The sequence below is a fragment of the Paracoccus sp. L-17 genome (assembly GCF_056857655.1).
In genome coordinates this window covers 20,213-36,087 of the sequence record NZ_JBSXNM010000040.1, presented here as the reverse complement: position 1 = coordinate 36,087, position 15,875 = coordinate 20,213, and the positions used below count along the sequence as shown (strand labels likewise).

The window sequence follows — 15,875 nt, the reverse complement described above, 5'->3', positions numbered from 1 at the left end:
TCCTCCTGTTCCGATCAGGGGCACGGCCGCCCCTTCGCTTTTCGTCTCCCCAAGATGGGATCTCCAGTAGCTTGAGGTTCAAGGGCCGCGGCAGAAATTTCCTGACGCGTCCCGAGGCCGGAGCTTCGCGGTGATACCGGTTCCGCGGCCTCAGCCGATCCTGCCCAACACGGGAAACGCATCCAGCATCCAGTAGGACAGCGCGCTCAGCTGGCCGGTCATCATCGCAACGCCCATCACGATCATCACCACGCCCGCGATTTGATGCAGGCGGCGCCCAAGCCGGCGGGCGCCGCGCAGGCGGCCGGCAAGGCCGTCTGTGAAGGCGGCCACGATCAGGAACGGCACGCCCAGCCCGATGGAATACACGCCCAGCAGCGCCACCCCCTGCCCGACCGTGGCACTGGCGGCGCTGGCGGTCAGGATCGCGCCCAGGATCGGGCCGATGCAAGGGGTCCAGCCGAAGCCGAAGGCAAGCCCGAGCACATAGGACGCCACCGGCTGCCCGCCCGGCAGATCAAGCTGAAAGCGAAAATCCCGCTGCATCGTCTGGATCCGCGCTGCGCCCAGCATGAACAATCCGAACAGGACGACGATGCCGCCGCCAATGATGTTCAACTCGTAGCGCCAGCGCAGAAGCGACTGGCCCAAAGCCGTGGCCGAGGCGCCAAGGATCATGAAGATCGTCGAGAAGCCCAGCACGAAAAACAGACTGAGCCAGATGGATTGACCACGGCTGGGCCGCGCCGCGCCGCCGACGGTTCGTCCGGCAATGTAGGAGACATAGCCCGGCACCAACGGCAACACGCAGGGCGAGGCAAAGGAAATCACGCCCGCCAGCAGCACGATGGTCAGGCCGATCAGGGAAAGGTCAGGCATGTACGGGCTCTCTTTTCTTGCGGCGCCATGGTCGCCAGCCGGTGGCGTAGGAATAGGCGGCCAGCGGCACGACCAGCCACTGCATGAACGGACTGAGACCGGTATCGATTACCGGAATGACCGGCATCAGGTCGCGATAGGCCCAGGCCTGCCGGACCACGATGTTCAGCCATTCGCTGAAGATGGTGTAGCCGATCCCGAAGGCCAGAACGGCAAGAAGAACGCGTCCGGCACCCAGCCTTGGCCATTCCGAACTGCCAAACAGCAAAAGCGCCAGCACGATCGCGCTGAGCGCGATCAGCACGTCGCCGCCGGTGCAATGCAGCACCGCAAAGACCAGTTCCGGGGGCTTTGCGGTCAGCCAGATGGTATAAAGCGGCAGATGCGCGAATTCCCACAGAAGGTTCGCGGCGGCCAGAAAAAGAAGATAGCGCCGCAGCGCCACCCGCCAGTCGGGCCTTCCCGTCGGACAGATCGTCGTCATCATCGAACCAGTCGGACAATGTTGTCGTGCCGCGGCGGCCCGGGTGGCGGCGCGACGGTCAGGTCGTTGTCGCGACGGCTTGCGCCGAAAGGGCGTCCGCCGCGCGCAATCACGTGACCCGCGGGCACGGTGCGCGGCGCGTCCCGAGCTTCAAGCTGCGACGGGCTCCGCGTCGCCTCCGCGACCGGCCATTGTTGCGGCAACGGCGGCATCAGATGCTTTCGTCGATCAGGGTCGACATCCGACGGGCCAGTTCCTCGGGCGGCTGGTCTCGCTCCTGGACGACGGTCTCGAAACGCCCGTCGGGCCGCATCAGATAGATGTAGCCGGCATGGGCCATCAGATAGCCATCGGGCACCGTTTTTTCTTCGACCCGCGTGTACCAGGTCCGGAAACTCTGCGCGGCGTCTGCCACCTGCGCGTCGCTGCCTGTCAGACCGACGAGGCGAGGATGGAAATTCGAGACATACTCCGCCATCACGGGCACGGTGTCGCGGGCCGGATCGACGGTGATGAAAAGCGGCGCAACCTGTTCGGCCCTGGGTCCGAGAAGATCGAGCACGCTTGCCATATAGGCTAGGGTCGTCGGACAGATATCGGGACAATTGGTGAAGCCGAAGAACACAAGCTGCCAGCGGCCGGCGAAATCGGCCTCGGTCACGGCGGTGCCGGTCTGGTCGATCAGCGAGAATTCAGAGCGAACGTCCGCCTCTCCGACGGTCGTTGCCAGGGATGGCGGCGACGGGGTGTAGGCGCGCAGGATCAGCGCGCCGCCTGTCAAAAGCAGAAGCGCGGCCGCAGCAGCCAGGGTCGCCAGCCGAACATGGCGCAGGTTACGGGTCGTGGATGTCATGGTCATCTCATTGAAGGAAGGTTCCGCGCGGGCCCGGCTTCGGGCCCGCGCGGTATCGAGGTCAACCTTCCTTCTGGCCTGACGCCGAGGATTTCATCTGCTCGGTCATGGTCTGCATCATCTCGGTGCAGGCCGCCATCATCGGGCCCATCTGCTGCATCATCTGCATCATCGGCATCATCCCCTGCATGCCTTCCATCCCCTGCATTCCCTGCATGCCTTCCATACCCTGCATGCCGGACATGTCGCCGCCGGTCATCTCGCCATTCATGGATTCACCCGGCTTCATATCTCCGGGGGCTGCGGTATCCTGCGCAAAGGCCGTCGGCGCTGCGATCATCGCCGCAAGCGCGGCGGCAAGGCCAAATCGGGTATTCGTCTTCATGGTCGTCTCCTTGGTTGGGTTTCGTCTCAGTCCCTCGTTGCACCCGGCGCGTCGGCCGGGGTCTTGTCTGCGTCACCGCCCTTGCTTTTGCATGTGGCGCAATATCCGAGGCCGCACATGGCGGCACAGGGGGCCAGCGCCAGGATCAGCGGTGCGGCCCCGATCGCCGCGACCCAGCCCCAGTTCAGCCAGAGGCCGGCCCCGACAAGGACCATGGCAGCGACCACCAGGCCCCGGCGATCAAGCGGCAGCCTGAACCGGGCGGGGCGGGTCTGTGGGGTGGATGTTTCGGACATGGATCGGTTTCTCCTCGAAAATGATGTTGTCTGAAGGCTCTCGGCGGCGTGGCACCGGGGTGGCTCGCGCGCGATGATCCCGACCGCCGGGGCGAAGGCATCCATCGCAGGTCGTCACGCAGCGGCGCGCCTGCACCGGACAGGAAAGGTCGCGACATCATTGCCCGGCATCGCGTTGCAGCTTTCGCACCACCGGCAGAATGTCTTCTTCCAGAATTTGCCGATTGAACGGGCCGACATGCTTGTAGGCAACACGTCCGGCGGCATCGATCACGAAGGTTTCCGGAATGCCGTAGACACCCCAGTCGATGGCCACGCGCCCGGACAGGTCTGCTCCGATGCGGGTGAAGGGATCGCCCAGTTCGTCGAGAAAGGCCAGCGCCTCGCCGGCCTTGTCCTTGTAGTTGATCCCGTAGATCGGGACTTCGCCCGTCTTGGAAAGCTCGACCATCAGCGGATTCTCGGCCCGGCAGGGCACACACCAGGATGCCCAGACGTTCACAAGCGAGACCTGTCCACGCAGATCAGCCGAGGACAGGCCGTCATCGCGCCCCTCGATCGGCGGCAGCGTGAATTCGGGCACGGGTTTTCCGATCAGCGGTGATGGCAACGGGCTGTTGTTGTTCAAAAGCCCCCAGAAGAAGGCCGCGCCGACCAGGCCGAAGACCGCCAGCGGCAGAAGCAGGACCAGCCGCCCGCCCCGCCGCCGGGGTTCCTGTTCAAGATCCGGGCTCATGATCCCTCCTCGTCTTTCGCGGTGAGTTTGGCCTGCATGTCACGCTGAAGATCCGGCCATGTGCTCTTGATATAGGCCAGCACGGCCGTGATCTCGGCGTCGGTCAGCACGTCCCCGAAAGCCGGCATGTCGCTTTCATAGCCTGCCACGACACCGCCGATGCCCAGCTTCGTAAAGTCGAAGAGTTGCCGGTCGGGGTGTTGCCAGCTGTGCCCGGTCTGGTCATGCGGAGGCGCCGGCATCCGGCCGTCAGGCAGCCGCCGCTTCCAGTTCGGCTGACCTTCCAGATTTGCGCCATGGCAGGACGCGCAGGTATTGGCATAGATCTCCTGCCCCTGCGCGATCCGGTCGGCACTGACGGGTTCACCCAGGAACGTGATCGCTTCCGGCGCGGCAGGTGGCTGCGCGGCCGCGAACTGCATGGTCGTCGCAAGACCCGCCGCGATGGCGCAGGTGAAGGTCAGCGCCCTGCCTTTCATGCCGGGCTCCGCAGATATTTTACCAGCGCCGCGACCGTCAGCACCAGTATCGCAAGCACGAGCAGCAGCAGCAGGACGCCGCCCGCCATCATCGTTCCCATCATCGGGCCGCTCATCATTCCGCCCATGCATTCACTCATCGGAATAGACTGCCACGCCCTCGGGCCCGAAGGAATAGACCCTCAGCGTGCCGGACTTCTGCTTCGCCATGCCGGGGGCGTTGGGGGGCATTCCGGGCAGGGTGATACCGGTGATCTCGGGCTTTTCCTCCAGCAGACGGTCGACCACCTCGGCCGGCACCAGACCGCCGATGAAATAGCCGCCGACCTTCGCCAGATGGCAGCCGAGCCCCTGCTGCGGCACGCCCACCGAAACCGACGTCTTGTCGAAGTTGCGGTCGTCGATGATCTCGACCGTGTATCCGGCCTTTTCCATATAGGCGCCCCAGGCGTCGCAACATCCGCAGCCGGGACTGCGCCACATGGTCAGCTGCTTGCTCTGCGCGGCCGGTTCCGCCGGCGCGCCGGCGCTGGCCGCCGAACCCGTTTCCTGCGCGAAGGACGGCAAGGCAAAGGCGATGCCGCCTGCAACTGCAAGGGCTGCTATCGGGGCGAATGCAAAAACGTTTTTCATGTTGATGTCCTTCAGATGGCCGCCAGCGCGGACCAGGTGGTGCCGCCGTCGCGGCTCTGTTTCAGACCGCCGTCCACGGCGGCAAAGATGTAGTCGGGATTGGTCGGGTGAACCGCCACCGAGACTGCGTCACCCGGCGCAAGGCGCGACCAGACCACGCCGGCGTCGCGCGAGGTCCAGACGCCTGATGAAAGGGCTGCATAGAGGGTCTGGGGTGCGGAAGCCGCGCTGACCAGCGCCCGGATCGGCTGGCCCGCCGGAAGCGGGGCTTCGGAGGGCGGGGCATCGCCGGAAACCAGGGCATCCATCGCGTTGCCTGGCTGGACATCCTGCCAGCGGCAGAAGCAATCGGGCAGTCGTGTCAGCCCCTTCTCGGTTCCGGCATAGATCCAGATCCCGCCCATGCCGGTGGCAAGATCGACCGAGGCGAGCGTCAGAAGATCCCGCTCGGCCTCGTCCAGCCAGGGACGATCCATGGCAAGGCTCCAGCTTTCGCCGGCATCCTCGCTTTTCCACAGCCCGTCGCCGCGGATCGCGGCATAGATCATGTCGGGCTGGCCGGCCGCGATCGCCAGGGCGTCCGTCGGGCCCGCGGGCAATCCGCTTGCGCGGCTTGTCCATGTCCTGCCGCCATCTTCCGACAGCGCGATGCCGTCGGCAGCCAGACCTGCCAGGATCCGGCCCGGTCGTTCAGGATGCGTCGCAAGTGTCAGGATCTGCGCGGGGCCGGATAGCGGCGACCAGGACTGGCCGCCGTCATCGCTGCGAACCAGGGCTTGTCCCGCGGCCAGCAACACATCGCCGTCGAATGCCAGCGCCGCAAGCGACGAGCGCGCAGGATCGGCCGCGCGCAGCGACGTCGGCAGAAGAAGAAGGCCGGCTGCCGCCAGCGATGCGGTCAGAAATCCGCGTCTGGACGGGTCGGAAAAACAATGCCGGCTTGTCGCTGCCGATCGTGAGGCGGCCGAAAGCGGCATATGGGGAAATCGAGTCATCGTTCATCTCTTGCTGATCATCGGGTTGGTCGCCGGAAGACAGAGGGCAGCGGGCGACGGTTCGGCCTTGCATCGAAACAGGCGCACGGGCCGGCACGACAAGGCGCCCCGATGCAGTCATGCACCGGGCGTCGGATCAGACGAGGATTCTTGGAGGCTGCTTGGCGGGCGTCCCGATGACACCACTGGGGGCATGGGCTGCCGCGGGCCAGAGCGAACTGCCCGTCGCCTCGGCAAACCTGTCGGTTTGCGGCGCCAGGACGGCCGAAAAACTGCCCGCCCCGCAGAAGAATTCGCAGGCAAGTCCCATGCCGCCAGCGCCGGAATCGCCGCAAGCGTCGCAATCCGCCATGTCCGAGGTTGCCACATCGACCGCAGCCATCTCGGTGGCGATACCCGCCGACCCGGCGGCCTGCGCGACCGTGCCGACCGCGAAAGCGGCAAGCAGGGCGACCAGAATCAGGCGGGCGAACAATTGCATGGCTGGTATCTAGCCTCCGGCCGGCGGAAATGCCAGTGTGGCGTATGCGCGATTTGGTGATCGACTCGCCAAAGCCCATCCGGCCCCGCCCGGCCTCGGCCCGACCGCGACAAAAGGCCGGCCGGTCATAGCCATGACGGCCAGGCGCGGGATCGCGATGGCGGATGGTCCTGACGAGCCTTCCGTCTGATCCGCGACAGGTCCGATGGTCATGGCAGCGATCCTTCTCGACTGAGACGAAACTAATCCTTCCACCAGGGGGAAGGTCAAGCGAGCAGAAGAAGGTTTTTCCGCTTCTCGGCGGATCGCTCCGCCTTGGCGGGAAAGGCCCGCCATATCCTCGTCGCGGCGGGGTCGGTTCTCGGGACCCATCGGCGCGCGGCGATCCGGATCGCCGCGCGACCGCCTTCGGCGGAGGCCCGACAGCCGGCGCCGGATCAATCCACTTCCGACAATGCCGTCAGACGATGAATCTGTCCCAGCTTCCGTAATGCTCGTCGCTGCGGCGCCCGCGCGGCAGGCTCAGCAGGATCAGCGCACCGCCCAGCATCATTCCGACAAGGCTGCCCGCGACGGTTCCGCCCTCCAGGAAAAGTGGTGCGACGATCAGCCACAGGCCGAAGAGAATGTTGAGAAATCTCAGCGGCCGCGCGACTTCGGCCCAGGCGATGACCGCGGTGGTCAGCACCAGCGCTCCCATCAGGTGATCGCTGTTGGCCATCGCCGCCTCGTTGCCGAATATCGCGCGAGAGAACATCAGGAAGATACCGATCCCGGCGCTGAGCGCGAGGGTCCAGGGCACGATGACGCCGCGCGCGCCTTGCCGAAAGACCGCCAGGACGCCGGCGTCGAAGCTCATGTCTCCGCCCTTGCTGCTGCCGGGCAGCGCGTCGCCGCGGAAGAAGGCACGCCAGAAGGGGCGGCCGCGCCGGGTGTTCCAGACCATGAACTGGATCATGGCCACGATCTCGTCCAGCGAGAAGGGGATCATGATCAGCATCGCCAGCGCAGCCATCAGGCAGATGGTACAATAGGTGCCGATGGTGATCGGCTGGATGATGATGAAATAGATGCTCACGATGCCGAGCGGCCCGACCACGATCCCGAACAGCGCCACCATCCACGGCATCGTCCGCCAGCGCAGGCGGCTACCCATGACTCCCATCAGGATCTCGAACATGTAGCTCATGGCGCCAAGTCCGCCATCGGCGATGGGCCAGGCTTTCGAGACATCCGAGGTGACGATGTATTCGGTGCCGTTCAGGCCCGAGGGCGAGGAGAAGAACGGCTCCCAGACGCCATCGACATGGCCAAGCTGATAGGCCGCGAGGATCCGCGACAGGATGAACCCCACAGCGCCCAGTGCGATGATCGGAAGGCGCTGGACATAGGTCGAGGGACAATAGGTCCATCCGGGGGGGATGTCGCCATCGTCCATCATCCCCTCGCGCGACATGCCCGGCATCATCGGGATCAGGATGGTCAGCGCGATCACCAGCGCGCCGATCAGGGTGTCGTTGGCATAGACCGACGCATCCGGCGTCCAGAAGATCAGCGGGGCGGCCAGCAGCCAGACGCCAAGCGCGGCATTCGCCCATTGCGCCCAGCCCATGCCGGGGCGAAGCGACAGCCCGGCAAAGACCATGATGAGCAGTCCGGTGAAAACATCGTTCCAGGCGGTCAGCCAACTGCGCGTGGCAGCGTCCAAAAGTCCGCGATCCTCGGTCACGCGCTGGACTGCGGCGCTGAACTCGGTCTGGTCGAACGTGCCGAAGACCGACGGCGCGGTTGCCAGCCAGAGGCCCAGCCCCATCACCAGCCAGTGAACCCAGAGCATCGAGAAATGCATCTGCCGCATCTGGGCGGCTTGGTCGCGTTCGGCCGTATCCTGTTCGGCGGCGGGCGGCGCGTATTCCGCCGCCTCCTCGGCGGCGGCTTTCTCGACCTTTGCCGCCGAAACGCGGGCGGCATTCAGGCCATTGCCGCGATACCAGGCATAGGGATCGTCCTTCAGCCCCTGAAGGATCTTCGGCATGTCGTCGCGCAGGCTGTGCTGCGGCGTCCATCCGAGATGCTTTTTGGCGGCCGAAAGATCCAGTTCATAGTGATCGCTTGAAATGTCCACCATCCAGGCGCGGATGAAGGCATCCTCGCCGAAGACCCGGTTCTCGATCCACGCCCCTGCCTTGGCCAGGCGCGGCGGCACGTTCCAGGTGATCCAGTCCTCGCCATGCAGTTCCCGGCCGATCAAACGCTGCAACTCGCCGAAGGGGACGGGATCTTCCTCGCCCAGCAGCACCGGGAAGACGTCCGGCAGATCGGCGCGCCTGTCCACGATCCGCTCCACCGCGTCGAGCAGATCCTCCAGATGCAGGAATGCCTGCCCGCGTGCCAGATCGCCGGGATAGACCTTGCCGCTGAACCGCTTTTCGTGGACGCGGGCGATCTGATGGGCGAGGAAGGTCGAACGGCCGCTGTCGTCATAGACGCCCGCAGGGCGCATCAGCACAAGCTTCTCGTGGCCCCGCTGTTCGCGCAACATGGCCTCGGTGCGGATCTTGGAGGCGCGATAGGGCAGCTTCGGATCGAAGGGATCATCCTCGGCGATCGGCCGCCCCGGTTCGGTGGGTGCGTGGGCCAGCATGGTCGAGGCGAAGACGAACTGCTCCAGCTCGAATTCCTGCAAGCCGGTCAGAAGACGTTTCGTCCCATCGACCGTCACCGCGTCATAGGCGCCGCTTTCCTTTCCCGTCAGGTCGAAATAGGCGGCAAGATGGACGCAGGCGGCGATGCGGTCGCCATAGGCGAGACGCAGGCGGGACAGCGCCTTGTCCACGCTATCCTGGTCGGTGATGTCGAAACAGATGCATTCGGCCTGATGCGGCGGATGCGGCGGCGAATGCCGGTCCAGTCCCACGACCCGATAGCGCCGGTGCAGGCGCCGCACCACCGCGCCGCCCAGATACCCGCTTGATCCGGTTACGACGACAAGAGGTTTTTCGCGATCATCCATCCGGCCTTCCGCCCCCTATTTCCGCAGGTACTTGATCAAGGCGGCCACGACCAGGACCGCCACCACCAATGCGATGAGCCAGAAAAGGCCCATCCCGAACATCATGCCGCCGCCAAATCCGTTGTTCATCACGCCATTCTCCCTTTCCCGTTCGTCGTCTGGGGCCGTGCCAATCATCGCGATGCCGTCTTTCAACGGCTGAAAGCGATGTGATTTTGATCGGGATCGACCTGATGCGACCCTGCGCCTGCCCTTCAATCTGCCCGATCCCCGGCCGCCCGTGAAGCCTGTTCGCGGACCGGCGGAGTTTCGCGACATCGCCGGGACCAAGGATCACCCCGCCTTGCCCGTCGCCTTCTGAAAAGGCTTTGTCCTGGCAGCCGGAAGGTCAAGCCCCGCCGCAGGTCATTTTCCTTCTTGACCGTGCGCCTGCCCGCCCCCCGTGCCGGCGCGCAGGCCGTCCGGGGAACAAGGTCACGGGCGGCAGGCCCAGCCAGGAAAAACGATGCCTACGTCTGCCATTTCAGCTTGAATCCCAAGTGCCGCTAGGCGAGGCCGGATGCGCAAGTTGAAGATCAGCGCCCTGACCCGTGCAACAGGCCATCGGCCGCGCGTCTAGAAGTCGCCACCCGCCGCCAGCGCGCGTTCGTATTCCTGGCCCGGAATCGCGTCCAGCAGGCTGCGCGTATAGGCCGTGTCGGGGTCGTGCAGCACCTTGCCCGTCGGTCCCACTTCGACGATGGCACCTTTCTGCATGACGATGATCCGGTCGCAGATGCGGGCGGCAACGCGCAGGTCGTGGGTGATGAACAGCATCGACAGGTTCAGCCGCGCCTTCAATTCGGCCAGCAGATCCAGAACCTGCGCCTGTATCGACACATCCAGCGCCGAGACCGCCTCGTCCGCGATGATGATCGACGGTTCCAGCGCCAGCGCACGGGCGATGCCGATCCGCTGACGCTGGCCGCCGGAAAATTCATGCGGGAAACGATGCATCGCCGACGGGTCCAGCCCGACCAGACCCAGCAATTCCCGTGCCCTTTCCATCGCCTGCGCCCGGCCCGTGCCATAGGCGATCAGCCCTTCGGTCAGGATGCGCGATACCCGCGCGCGCGGATTGAGCGATGAGAACGGATCCTGGAAGATCATCTGAAGCTGGCGGCGCTTGTCGCGCAGTTCTGCCCCCGACATCAGCGCGATATCGGCACCCCCGATCATCACGCGGCCGCCATCGGGGTCGATCAGGCGTGTCAGGCAGCGCCCGACCGTGGATTTGCCAGAACCGCTTTCGCCGACGATGCCGATGGTTTCACCGGCGTGAAGATCGAAACTGACATCCCGCACCGCCCTGACCACGCGCGGCTTGCCGAACAGCCCGCCGCCGCCCGTGACGAAGGTCTTGTTCAGCCCCTCGACGCTCAGCACCGGCACGCGGTCGCCGGCTGGGGCATCGGCCTGCAGGGTCAGGCGCGGAATCGCGGCGATCAGGGCCCGAGTATAGGGATGCCGGGGTCGCAGCAGAACCTCGTCCGCCGCGCCGGTTTCGACGATCTCGCCGGTCTGCATGACGATCACGCGATCGGCGATGTCGGCCACGACACCGAAATCATGGGTGATGAAGATCACCGCCATCCCGCGCGACCGGCGCAAATCCTCGATCAGGTCCAGGATCTGGGCCTGGGTGGTGACGTCCAGCGCGGTCGTGGGTTCGTCGGCGATCAGGATGTCGGGTTCCAGCGCCAGCGCCATGGCGATCATCACCCGCTGACGCTGCCCGCCGGACAGTTGGAACGGATAGGCGCGGATGGCCGATTCGGGATCGGGGATCCCGACCTCTTCCAGCAGGGTCAGCGCCCGGCTGTGCCGCTGTTGGGGACGCAGTTGGCCATGCGCCTCGAAGACCTCGGCGATCTGCGCGCCGACACGCATCAGCGGATTCAGTGCGCTTAGCGGTTCCTGGAAGATCATCGAAATCCGCCGCCCGCGCAGTTCCAGCATCTGCGCTTCGGACAGGGCCAGGATATTTTGGCCGTCGAAGGTGATGGCGCCGCGCACCGGCTTGACCTCCTGCGGCAACAGCCCCATCACCGCGTTGGCGGACATGGACTTGCCCGAGCCGCTTTCGCCCACGATGCACAGGATTTCACCGGCGGCCAGGTCGAAGCTGATGTCCTTCGCGGCGTAGGCGCGGTCGGCGCCCTCGGGCAAGGCGATGTCGAGGTCGCGGATGCTCAGCAGGCTCATTCCGATTTCCTTGTCAGACGCGGATTGAGGGCGTCGTTCAATCCCTCGCCGATCAGGTTCAGCGCCAGCACGGTCAGCAGGATCGCCATGCCGGGCAGAAAGGACAGCCACCAGGCGGTGCGGATCACGGTGCGTGCGGCGCCGATCATGTAGCCCCAGGACATGATGTTGGGATCGCCCAGCCCCAGAAAGGACAGCGAACTTTCCAGCAGGATGGCCTGCGCCACCATCAGCGAGGCCAGCACGATGATCGGCGGCAGCGCGTTGGGCAGGATATGGCGCAGGATGATCTGCGTGTTGCCCAGCCCCGACAGGGTCGCCGCCTCGACGAATTCGCGCGTGCGCAGGCTCAGCACCTCGCCCCGCACCAGTCGTGCCACCGGCGGCCATGAGACGATGGCGATGGCGATGATCACGAAGGTCAGGCTGGGCTGAAAGATCGCCAGCAGCACGATGGCCAGCGCAAAGCTGGGGATGGTCTGGAAGAATTCGGTAAAGCGCATCAGCACGTCATCGGTCCGGCCGACAAAGTAACCCGCCAGCGCGCCCACGGGCACCCCGATGGCCAGCGCCACGATGGTAGAGACGAGACCGACCAGAAGGCTGACATAGGCGCCATGCGCCAGTCCCGCCAGCACATTGCGCCCCACGGCGTCGGTGCCCAGCGGCAGGCCGTCCTGCGTGAAGGGGGGCAAAAACGGGCGCTGCACCATTTTCCACGGGCTGGTGGGAAACAGGAAGGGCGCGGTCACGGCGGTGGCGATCACCACGGCCAGGATGACCAGCCCGATCACTGCGCCCCGGTTGGAGCGGAAGCGTTTCCAGAACTCTTTCATCTTGTCAGCTTTATGCGCGGGTCAACGATGACATAGACGACATCGGTGATCAGATTGAACAACAGCACCATCGCGCCCGAAATGTAGAACACGCCCAGGATCACCGCATAGTCGCGCTGGTTGATGGCCTCGAACATCAGCCGGCCGATGCCGGGCCAGGCGAAGACCGTTTCGGTCAGGATCGCCCCGCCGAAGATCTGTCCCGCCTGAAGCCCGGCCAGCGTGATTACCGGCAAAAGGGCGTTGCGAAGGATATGCCGGCGCTGGATCACCCGGTGTTTCAGTCCCTTGGCACGGGCGGTCTTGACGAAATCCAGCCGGCTGACCTCCAGCATGGAGGCGCGGGTCATGCGCATGTAGATGGCCATGAAGAACAGCCCCAGCGTGCTGGCCGGCAGGACCAGATGCCTGGCCACATCCAGCACATGCGCAAGTCCGGTATAGCCGGCGCCGATGGTCGAATAGCCAAAGCCCGGCAGCCATTCCAGCCAGACCGAAAACACCAGCACCGCCATCAGCGCCACCCAGAACAGGGGCGTGGCGTAGAAAAGCAGCGCCAGCGTGGAAATGATCGTGTCGCTCCACGATCCCTGCCGGGCCGAGGCCGCGACACCCGCAATCACCCCCAGCACCAGCGACAGCACGAAGGCGACGCCGGTCAGCAGCAGGGTCGCAGGCAGGCGGTCGGCGATCAGGTCGGCCACCGGCATCTGCTGCCGATAGGAAAAGCCCAGATCAAGCTGTGCCGCCCCCTTCAGATAGGTCCAGAGCTGGACATAAAGTGGCTGATCCAGCCCGAAGCGCGTCCGCAGATCGGCAAGGAATTTCTCGTCCGCCGCGCCCGCCTCGCCGGCCATGACCGCAGCGGGATCGCCGGGGGCGGCGTGGATCAGAAGGAAGTTGACTATCAGGATGGCCAGCAGGATGAACACTGCCTTGACCAGCCTGCCGAGGATGAACCTTATCACGCTGTCTGCCTTGCCGTCCGTGTGATGCGTTCGGTCCGGGCCAACGCCTTGGCCCGGACGGCGGGACCGGTGTCCCTATTGCGCCTTGTCGATCCAGACATCGCGGAATCCGTCATTCACGCCCAGGGCGGTGTTGACCGGGTTCTTGATGTTGCAGCGATAGATCGTCGGGAAGCCCAGTTCCAGCAGCCACAGATTCGGAACGTCGCTGACGATCATGTCCTGGACCTTCTTGTAGGCTGCGCGCCGTTCTTCGGGGTCGGCCATCAGGGCCGCCTCCTCGAACAGCTTGTCGACCTCCGGGTTCTGGTAATCGGCCACGTTGTTCCAGGGCGAACCGGGCTCGGCATTGGTGCTCATGTAGGTCCGCGATACGCCCAGGGCCGGATCGCCATACTGATAGAGATAGGTAAAGGCGAGGTCGAAGTCGCGATCGCTGACCTTCTGGTTCCATCCGGCCACGTCGGAGGGCACGATTTCCACGTTCATGCCGATCTCTGTCAGGTTCTGCTTGACCGCTTCGGCCCAGCGTTGCCAGGTCTCGCCATAGGGAAGACCCAGCAGACGGATGGTCTCGCCGTCATAGCTCGATTCCTCCAGAAGCTGTCTGGCTTTCTCGGGGTCATAGGAAATGTCCGGGGTCTCGGCGGAATAGAACCGGGTCGAGGACGACAGCGGACCGGTGGCGACCTTGCCCAGACCGCTCCACAAGGCGTCCCTCGCGAATTCGCGGTCCAGCGCATACATCATCGCCTTGCGGACCTTCAGATCGTCCAGAGGCTTGTTGTCCAGATTGATCCAGATCCAGGACAGCGGCCCGAAATATTCCCAGCCCTTGTCGGTGATGCAGGTATTGTCCATCTCGCGGATGCGGGGCACGTCGAAATTCTCGATCGCGCCGCCGGGCAGCACGTCCACCTGGCCGGTTTCATAGGCCACGGCACGCGAGGCCGCATCCGGGATCACCTGATAATAGATCTCGTCCACATAGGGCTTGCCCTCCATGTAGTAATCCTCGTTCCTGACCAGCCGGATATAGCTGCCCTTGACCCATTCCGCGAACTTGAAGGGGCCGGTGCCGATGGGGTTGGCATTCGCCGGATTGTTGGCGAAATCGGTGCCTTCATAGATGTGCTTGGGAATGACCGGCGCCGTGCCCGGCTCGAATATGCCGAGGAAGGGACCGAACGGCTGCTTCAGCTTGAACACGACGGTATAATCGTCGGGCGTGTCGATGCTTTCGACATGTTCCATATAGGTCCGCATCCGTGAATGCGTTTCGCGCAGGAACTTGTCCATCGAGAATTTCACGTCCGCCGAGGTGAACGGCTCGCCATCATGAAAGACCACGCCCTTGCGCAGCTTGAATGTGTAGGTCTTGCCGTCTTCCGATATTTCCCAGGATTCGGCCAGCTGTCCGCTGGGCTTGAGTTCTGAATCATAGCGCAGCAGGCTTTCGTAGATGTCGCCCGCGACCATCTGGGTCGGTCCGTTCTGGAGAAGGCCGATCATCAGGCCGGGCGGTTCGGGCTGGATGACGACATTCAGCGTGCCGCCCGTCTGCGGCTTTGCGTCCTGCGCGGCCAGCGGACCCGCCAGCGCAAGAATGGCGGCGGCGGCCGTGGCGGTGGCGGTGATCTTGATGTGCTTCAACATGGTGTCTCCCTGACGTTGATATAGGTTCTTGGCATTTTCTGCTTCGGCCGCCTGAAACATGACGACCAGCCCGCTGCTTGCGACGATCCCGATCCGGGGCGGCACAAGCGTCAGACCGTTTCGAGCGATCTGATATAGGCGACGATCCCCTCCCTTGCCGTTGCGATGTCGGTCTGCATGGCCTCGCGGGCCGTCGCCGGGTCACGATTGCCGCAGGCGGAAATGACGATGTGATGCTGCCTGACCATATCCTGCTTTGCGCAGGCATAATATTCCGAAAGCAGCGGCCCCATCCGCAACCACAGCCGGTCCAGGACATCCAGCAGGATCGGCATGTCGGCGATCTCGGCCAGGGCAAAGTGGAATTCCTGGTTCAGCTGGTTGGCCTGCTGCCACCGCGCGGCGGCAATGGCCTCCTCGTTGCGCGCCACGATCCGCTGCAACCGGGCCACATCCCGGTCCTGCGCCAGCTCCGCGGCGCGGGCGGCGGCCAGCCCCTCCAACTCGATCCGGATCAGCGCGATCTCGTGATACTGGCTGATGGTCAGCACCGGAACCCGCACATCGCGACCCGAGCGTTGCACCAGCGCGTTGTCCCGCAGCAATCGCTGCACCGCATCGCGCACCGGGGTCGAACTGGTGCCCAGGGCCTCTGCCAGACCGCGGATCGTGACCCTCTGGTTCGGTCGCAGCTTGCCGCGCACCAGATCCCGGCACAGGCGCTGGTAGATGGCGTCTCCAAGCGAATCCCTGCTGATTACCTTCATCCTCTCCCCCAGCCCCATTCCCGGCAGGCTTTCCGCCGATGGGCCGATTTTGGTGCATGATGCATCATGTTCATTGAATCCGCAAATCATGCCTGCGATGATGCCGGCACGCGCCAAGCGGGCCGGACGCGCCACCACGACAGGAACGAACTCTCGCGAAGGAACCGATC

At 64.6% G+C, this 15,875-nt stretch carries 18 protein-coding genes; all 18 read right to left on the bottom strand.

Going from position 1 to position 15,875, the window contains the following annotated elements:
• Window positions 1–150: 150 nt before the first annotated feature.
• Window positions 151–879, bottom strand: a complete 729-nt coding sequence (locus AC13CR_RS11560; protein WP_292952336.1) for a cytochrome c biogenesis CcdA family protein — start codon at window positions 877–879, stop codon at window positions 151–153.
• Complete coding sequence (locus tag AC13CR_RS11555) at window positions 872–1,366, bottom strand: hypothetical protein (RefSeq protein ID WP_292978765.1); 495 nt, start codon at window positions 1,364–1,366, stop codon at window positions 872–874. Before AC13CR_RS11555 ends, AC13CR_RS11560 begins: the two co-directional genes overlap by 8 nt.
• A 208-nt stretch (window positions 1,367–1,574) precedes the next feature.
• Window positions 1,575–2,216, bottom strand: coding sequence for an SCO family protein (locus AC13CR_RS11550; protein WP_482900776.1), 642 nt, complete (start codon window positions 2,214–2,216; stop codon window positions 1,575–1,577).
• Window positions 2,217–2,277: 61 nt separating this feature from the next.
• The gene (locus AC13CR_RS11545) at window positions 2,278–2,601 is read right to left on the bottom strand and encodes a hypothetical protein (protein ID WP_292952327.1); all 324 of its coding nucleotides are present in this window, start codon (window positions 2,599–2,601) and stop codon (window positions 2,278–2,280) included.
• 26 nt (window positions 2,602–2,627) lie between these two features.
• Window positions 2,628–2,897, bottom strand: a complete 270-nt coding sequence (locus AC13CR_RS11540) for a hypothetical protein (RefSeq protein WP_292952325.1) — start codon at window positions 2,895–2,897, stop codon at window positions 2,628–2,630.
• 157 nt (window positions 2,898–3,054) lie between these two features.
• Window positions 3,055–3,633, bottom strand: coding sequence for a DsbE family thiol:disulfide interchange protein (locus AC13CR_RS11535; protein WP_293014804.1), 579 nt, complete (start codon window positions 3,631–3,633; stop codon window positions 3,055–3,057).
• Window positions 3,630–4,112, bottom strand: a complete 483-nt coding sequence (locus tag AC13CR_RS11530; protein WP_335662219.1) for a c-type cytochrome — start codon at window positions 4,110–4,112, stop codon at window positions 3,630–3,632. Before AC13CR_RS11530 ends, AC13CR_RS11535 begins: the two co-directional genes overlap by 4 nt.
• Window positions 4,109–4,252 carry a hypothetical protein gene (locus tag AC13CR_RS11525; RefSeq protein WP_292952319.1) on the bottom strand — a complete coding sequence of 48 codons (144 nt, stop codon included), beginning with the start codon at window positions 4,250–4,252 and terminating at the stop codon, window positions 4,109–4,111. Before AC13CR_RS11525 ends, AC13CR_RS11530 begins: the two co-directional genes overlap by 4 nt.
• Window positions 4,245–4,745 (bottom strand): DUF411 domain-containing protein, encoded by a 501-nt coding sequence (locus tag AC13CR_RS11520; RefSeq protein WP_292952316.1) that lies wholly within the window; start codon window positions 4,743–4,745, stop codon window positions 4,245–4,247. Before AC13CR_RS11520 ends, AC13CR_RS11525 begins: the two co-directional genes overlap by 8 nt.
• 11 nt (window positions 4,746–4,756) lie before the next feature.
• The gene (locus tag AC13CR_RS11515) at window positions 4,757–5,740 is read right to left on the bottom strand and encodes a WD40/YVTN/BNR-like repeat-containing protein (protein ID WP_292952313.1); all 984 of its coding nucleotides are present in this window, start codon (window positions 5,738–5,740) and stop codon (window positions 4,757–4,759) included.
• 136 nt (window positions 5,741–5,876) lie between these two features.
• On the bottom strand, window positions 5,877–6,221 hold the full coding sequence (locus AC13CR_RS11510) for a hypothetical protein (RefSeq protein ID WP_292952310.1): 345 nt from the start codon (window positions 6,219–6,221) through the stop codon (window positions 5,877–5,879).
• A gap of 460 nt (window positions 6,222–6,681) precedes the next feature.
• A complete protein-coding gene (locus tag AC13CR_RS11505) occupies window positions 6,682–9,234 on the bottom strand; it encodes an NAD-dependent epimerase/dehydratase family protein (RefSeq protein WP_482900775.1) in 2,553 nt (850 codons plus the stop codon).
• Window positions 9,235–9,249: 15 nt separating this feature from the next.
• Window positions 9,250–9,429 (bottom strand): hypothetical protein, encoded by a 180-nt coding sequence (locus AC13CR_RS11500; protein WP_292978771.1) that lies wholly within the window; start codon window positions 9,427–9,429, stop codon window positions 9,250–9,252.
• Between the two features lie 420 nt (window positions 9,430–9,849).
• Window positions 9,850–11,478 (bottom strand): ABC transporter ATP-binding protein, encoded by a 1,629-nt coding sequence (locus AC13CR_RS11495; RefSeq protein WP_292952301.1) that lies wholly within the window; start codon window positions 11,476–11,478, stop codon window positions 9,850–9,852.
• Entirely contained in the window at window positions 11,475–12,314 is an 840-nt protein-coding gene (locus tag AC13CR_RS11490; RefSeq protein ID WP_292952298.1) for an ABC transporter permease, read from the bottom strand. The genes AC13CR_RS11495 and AC13CR_RS11490 overlap by 4 nt, the downstream gene beginning before the upstream one ends.
• Entirely contained in the window at window positions 12,311–13,282 is a 972-nt protein-coding gene (locus tag AC13CR_RS11485; RefSeq protein WP_292952295.1) for an ABC transporter permease, read from the bottom strand. Before AC13CR_RS11485 ends, AC13CR_RS11490 begins: the two co-directional genes overlap by 4 nt.
• A 75-nt stretch (window positions 13,283–13,357) precedes the next feature.
• Window positions 13,358–14,938 (bottom strand): ABC transporter substrate-binding protein, encoded by a 1,581-nt coding sequence (locus tag AC13CR_RS11480; protein WP_292952292.1) that lies wholly within the window; start codon window positions 14,936–14,938, stop codon window positions 13,358–13,360.
• Window positions 14,939–15,048: 110 nt separating this feature from the next.
• Window positions 15,049–15,705, bottom strand: coding sequence for a GntR family transcriptional regulator (locus AC13CR_RS11475; protein WP_292952289.1), 657 nt, complete (start codon window positions 15,703–15,705; stop codon window positions 15,049–15,051).
• Window positions 15,706–15,875 lie beyond the last annotated feature (170 nt).

Bases quoted from the DNA above. Each gene is read 5' to 3' on its own strand.
- AC13CR_RS11560 (WP_292952336.1), bottom strand. From the start codon at position 879: ATGCCTGACCTTTCCCTGATCGGCCTGACCATCGTGCTGCTGGCGGGC.
- AC13CR_RS11555 (WP_292978765.1), bottom strand. From the start codon at position 1,366: ATGATGACGACGATCTGTCCGACGGGAAGGCCCGACTGGCGGGTGGCG.
- AC13CR_RS11550 (WP_482900776.1), bottom strand. From the start codon at position 2,216: ATGACATCCACGACCCGTAACCTGCGCCATGTTCGGCTGGCGACCCTG.
- AC13CR_RS11545 (WP_292952327.1), bottom strand. From the start codon at position 2,601: ATGAAGACGAATACCCGATTTGGCCTTGCCGCCGCGCTTGCGGCGATG.
- AC13CR_RS11540 (WP_292952325.1), bottom strand. From the start codon at position 2,897: ATGTCCGAAACATCCACCCCACAGACCCGCCCCGCCCGGTTCAGGCTG.
- AC13CR_RS11535 (WP_293014804.1), bottom strand. From the start codon at position 3,633: ATGAGCCCGGATCTTGAACAGGAACCCCGGCGGCGGGGCGGGCGGCTG.
- AC13CR_RS11530 (WP_335662219.1), bottom strand. From the start codon at position 4,112: ATGAAAGGCAGGGCGCTGACCTTCACCTGCGCCATCGCGGCGGGTCTT.
- AC13CR_RS11525 (WP_292952319.1), bottom strand. From the start codon at position 4,252: ATGAGTGAATGCATGGGCGGAATGATGAGCGGCCCGATGATGGGAACG.
- AC13CR_RS11520 (WP_292952316.1), bottom strand. From the start codon at position 4,745: ATGAAAAACGTTTTTGCATTCGCCCCGATAGCAGCCCTTGCAGTTGCA.
- AC13CR_RS11515 (WP_292952313.1), bottom strand. From the start codon at position 5,740: ATGACTCGATTTCCCCATATGCCGCTTTCGGCCGCCTCACGATCGGCA.
- AC13CR_RS11510 (WP_292952310.1), bottom strand. From the start codon at position 6,221: ATGCAATTGTTCGCCCGCCTGATTCTGGTCGCCCTGCTTGCCGCTTTC.
- AC13CR_RS11505 (WP_482900775.1), bottom strand. From the start codon at position 9,234: ATGGATGATCGCGAAAAACCTCTTGTCGTCGTAACCGGATCAAGCGGG.
- AC13CR_RS11495 (WP_292952301.1), bottom strand. From the start codon at position 11,478: ATGAGCCTGCTGAGCATCCGCGACCTCGACATCGCCTTGCCCGAGGGC.
- AC13CR_RS11490 (WP_292952298.1), bottom strand. From the start codon at position 12,314: ATGAAAGAGTTCTGGAAACGCTTCCGCTCCAACCGGGGCGCAGTGATC.
- AC13CR_RS11480 (WP_292952292.1), bottom strand. From the start codon at position 14,938: ATGTTGAAGCACATCAAGATCACCGCCACCGCCACGGCCGCCGCCGCC.
- AC13CR_RS11475 (WP_292952289.1), bottom strand. From the start codon at position 15,705: ATGAAGGTAATCAGCAGGGATTCGCTTGGAGACGCCATCTACCAGCGC.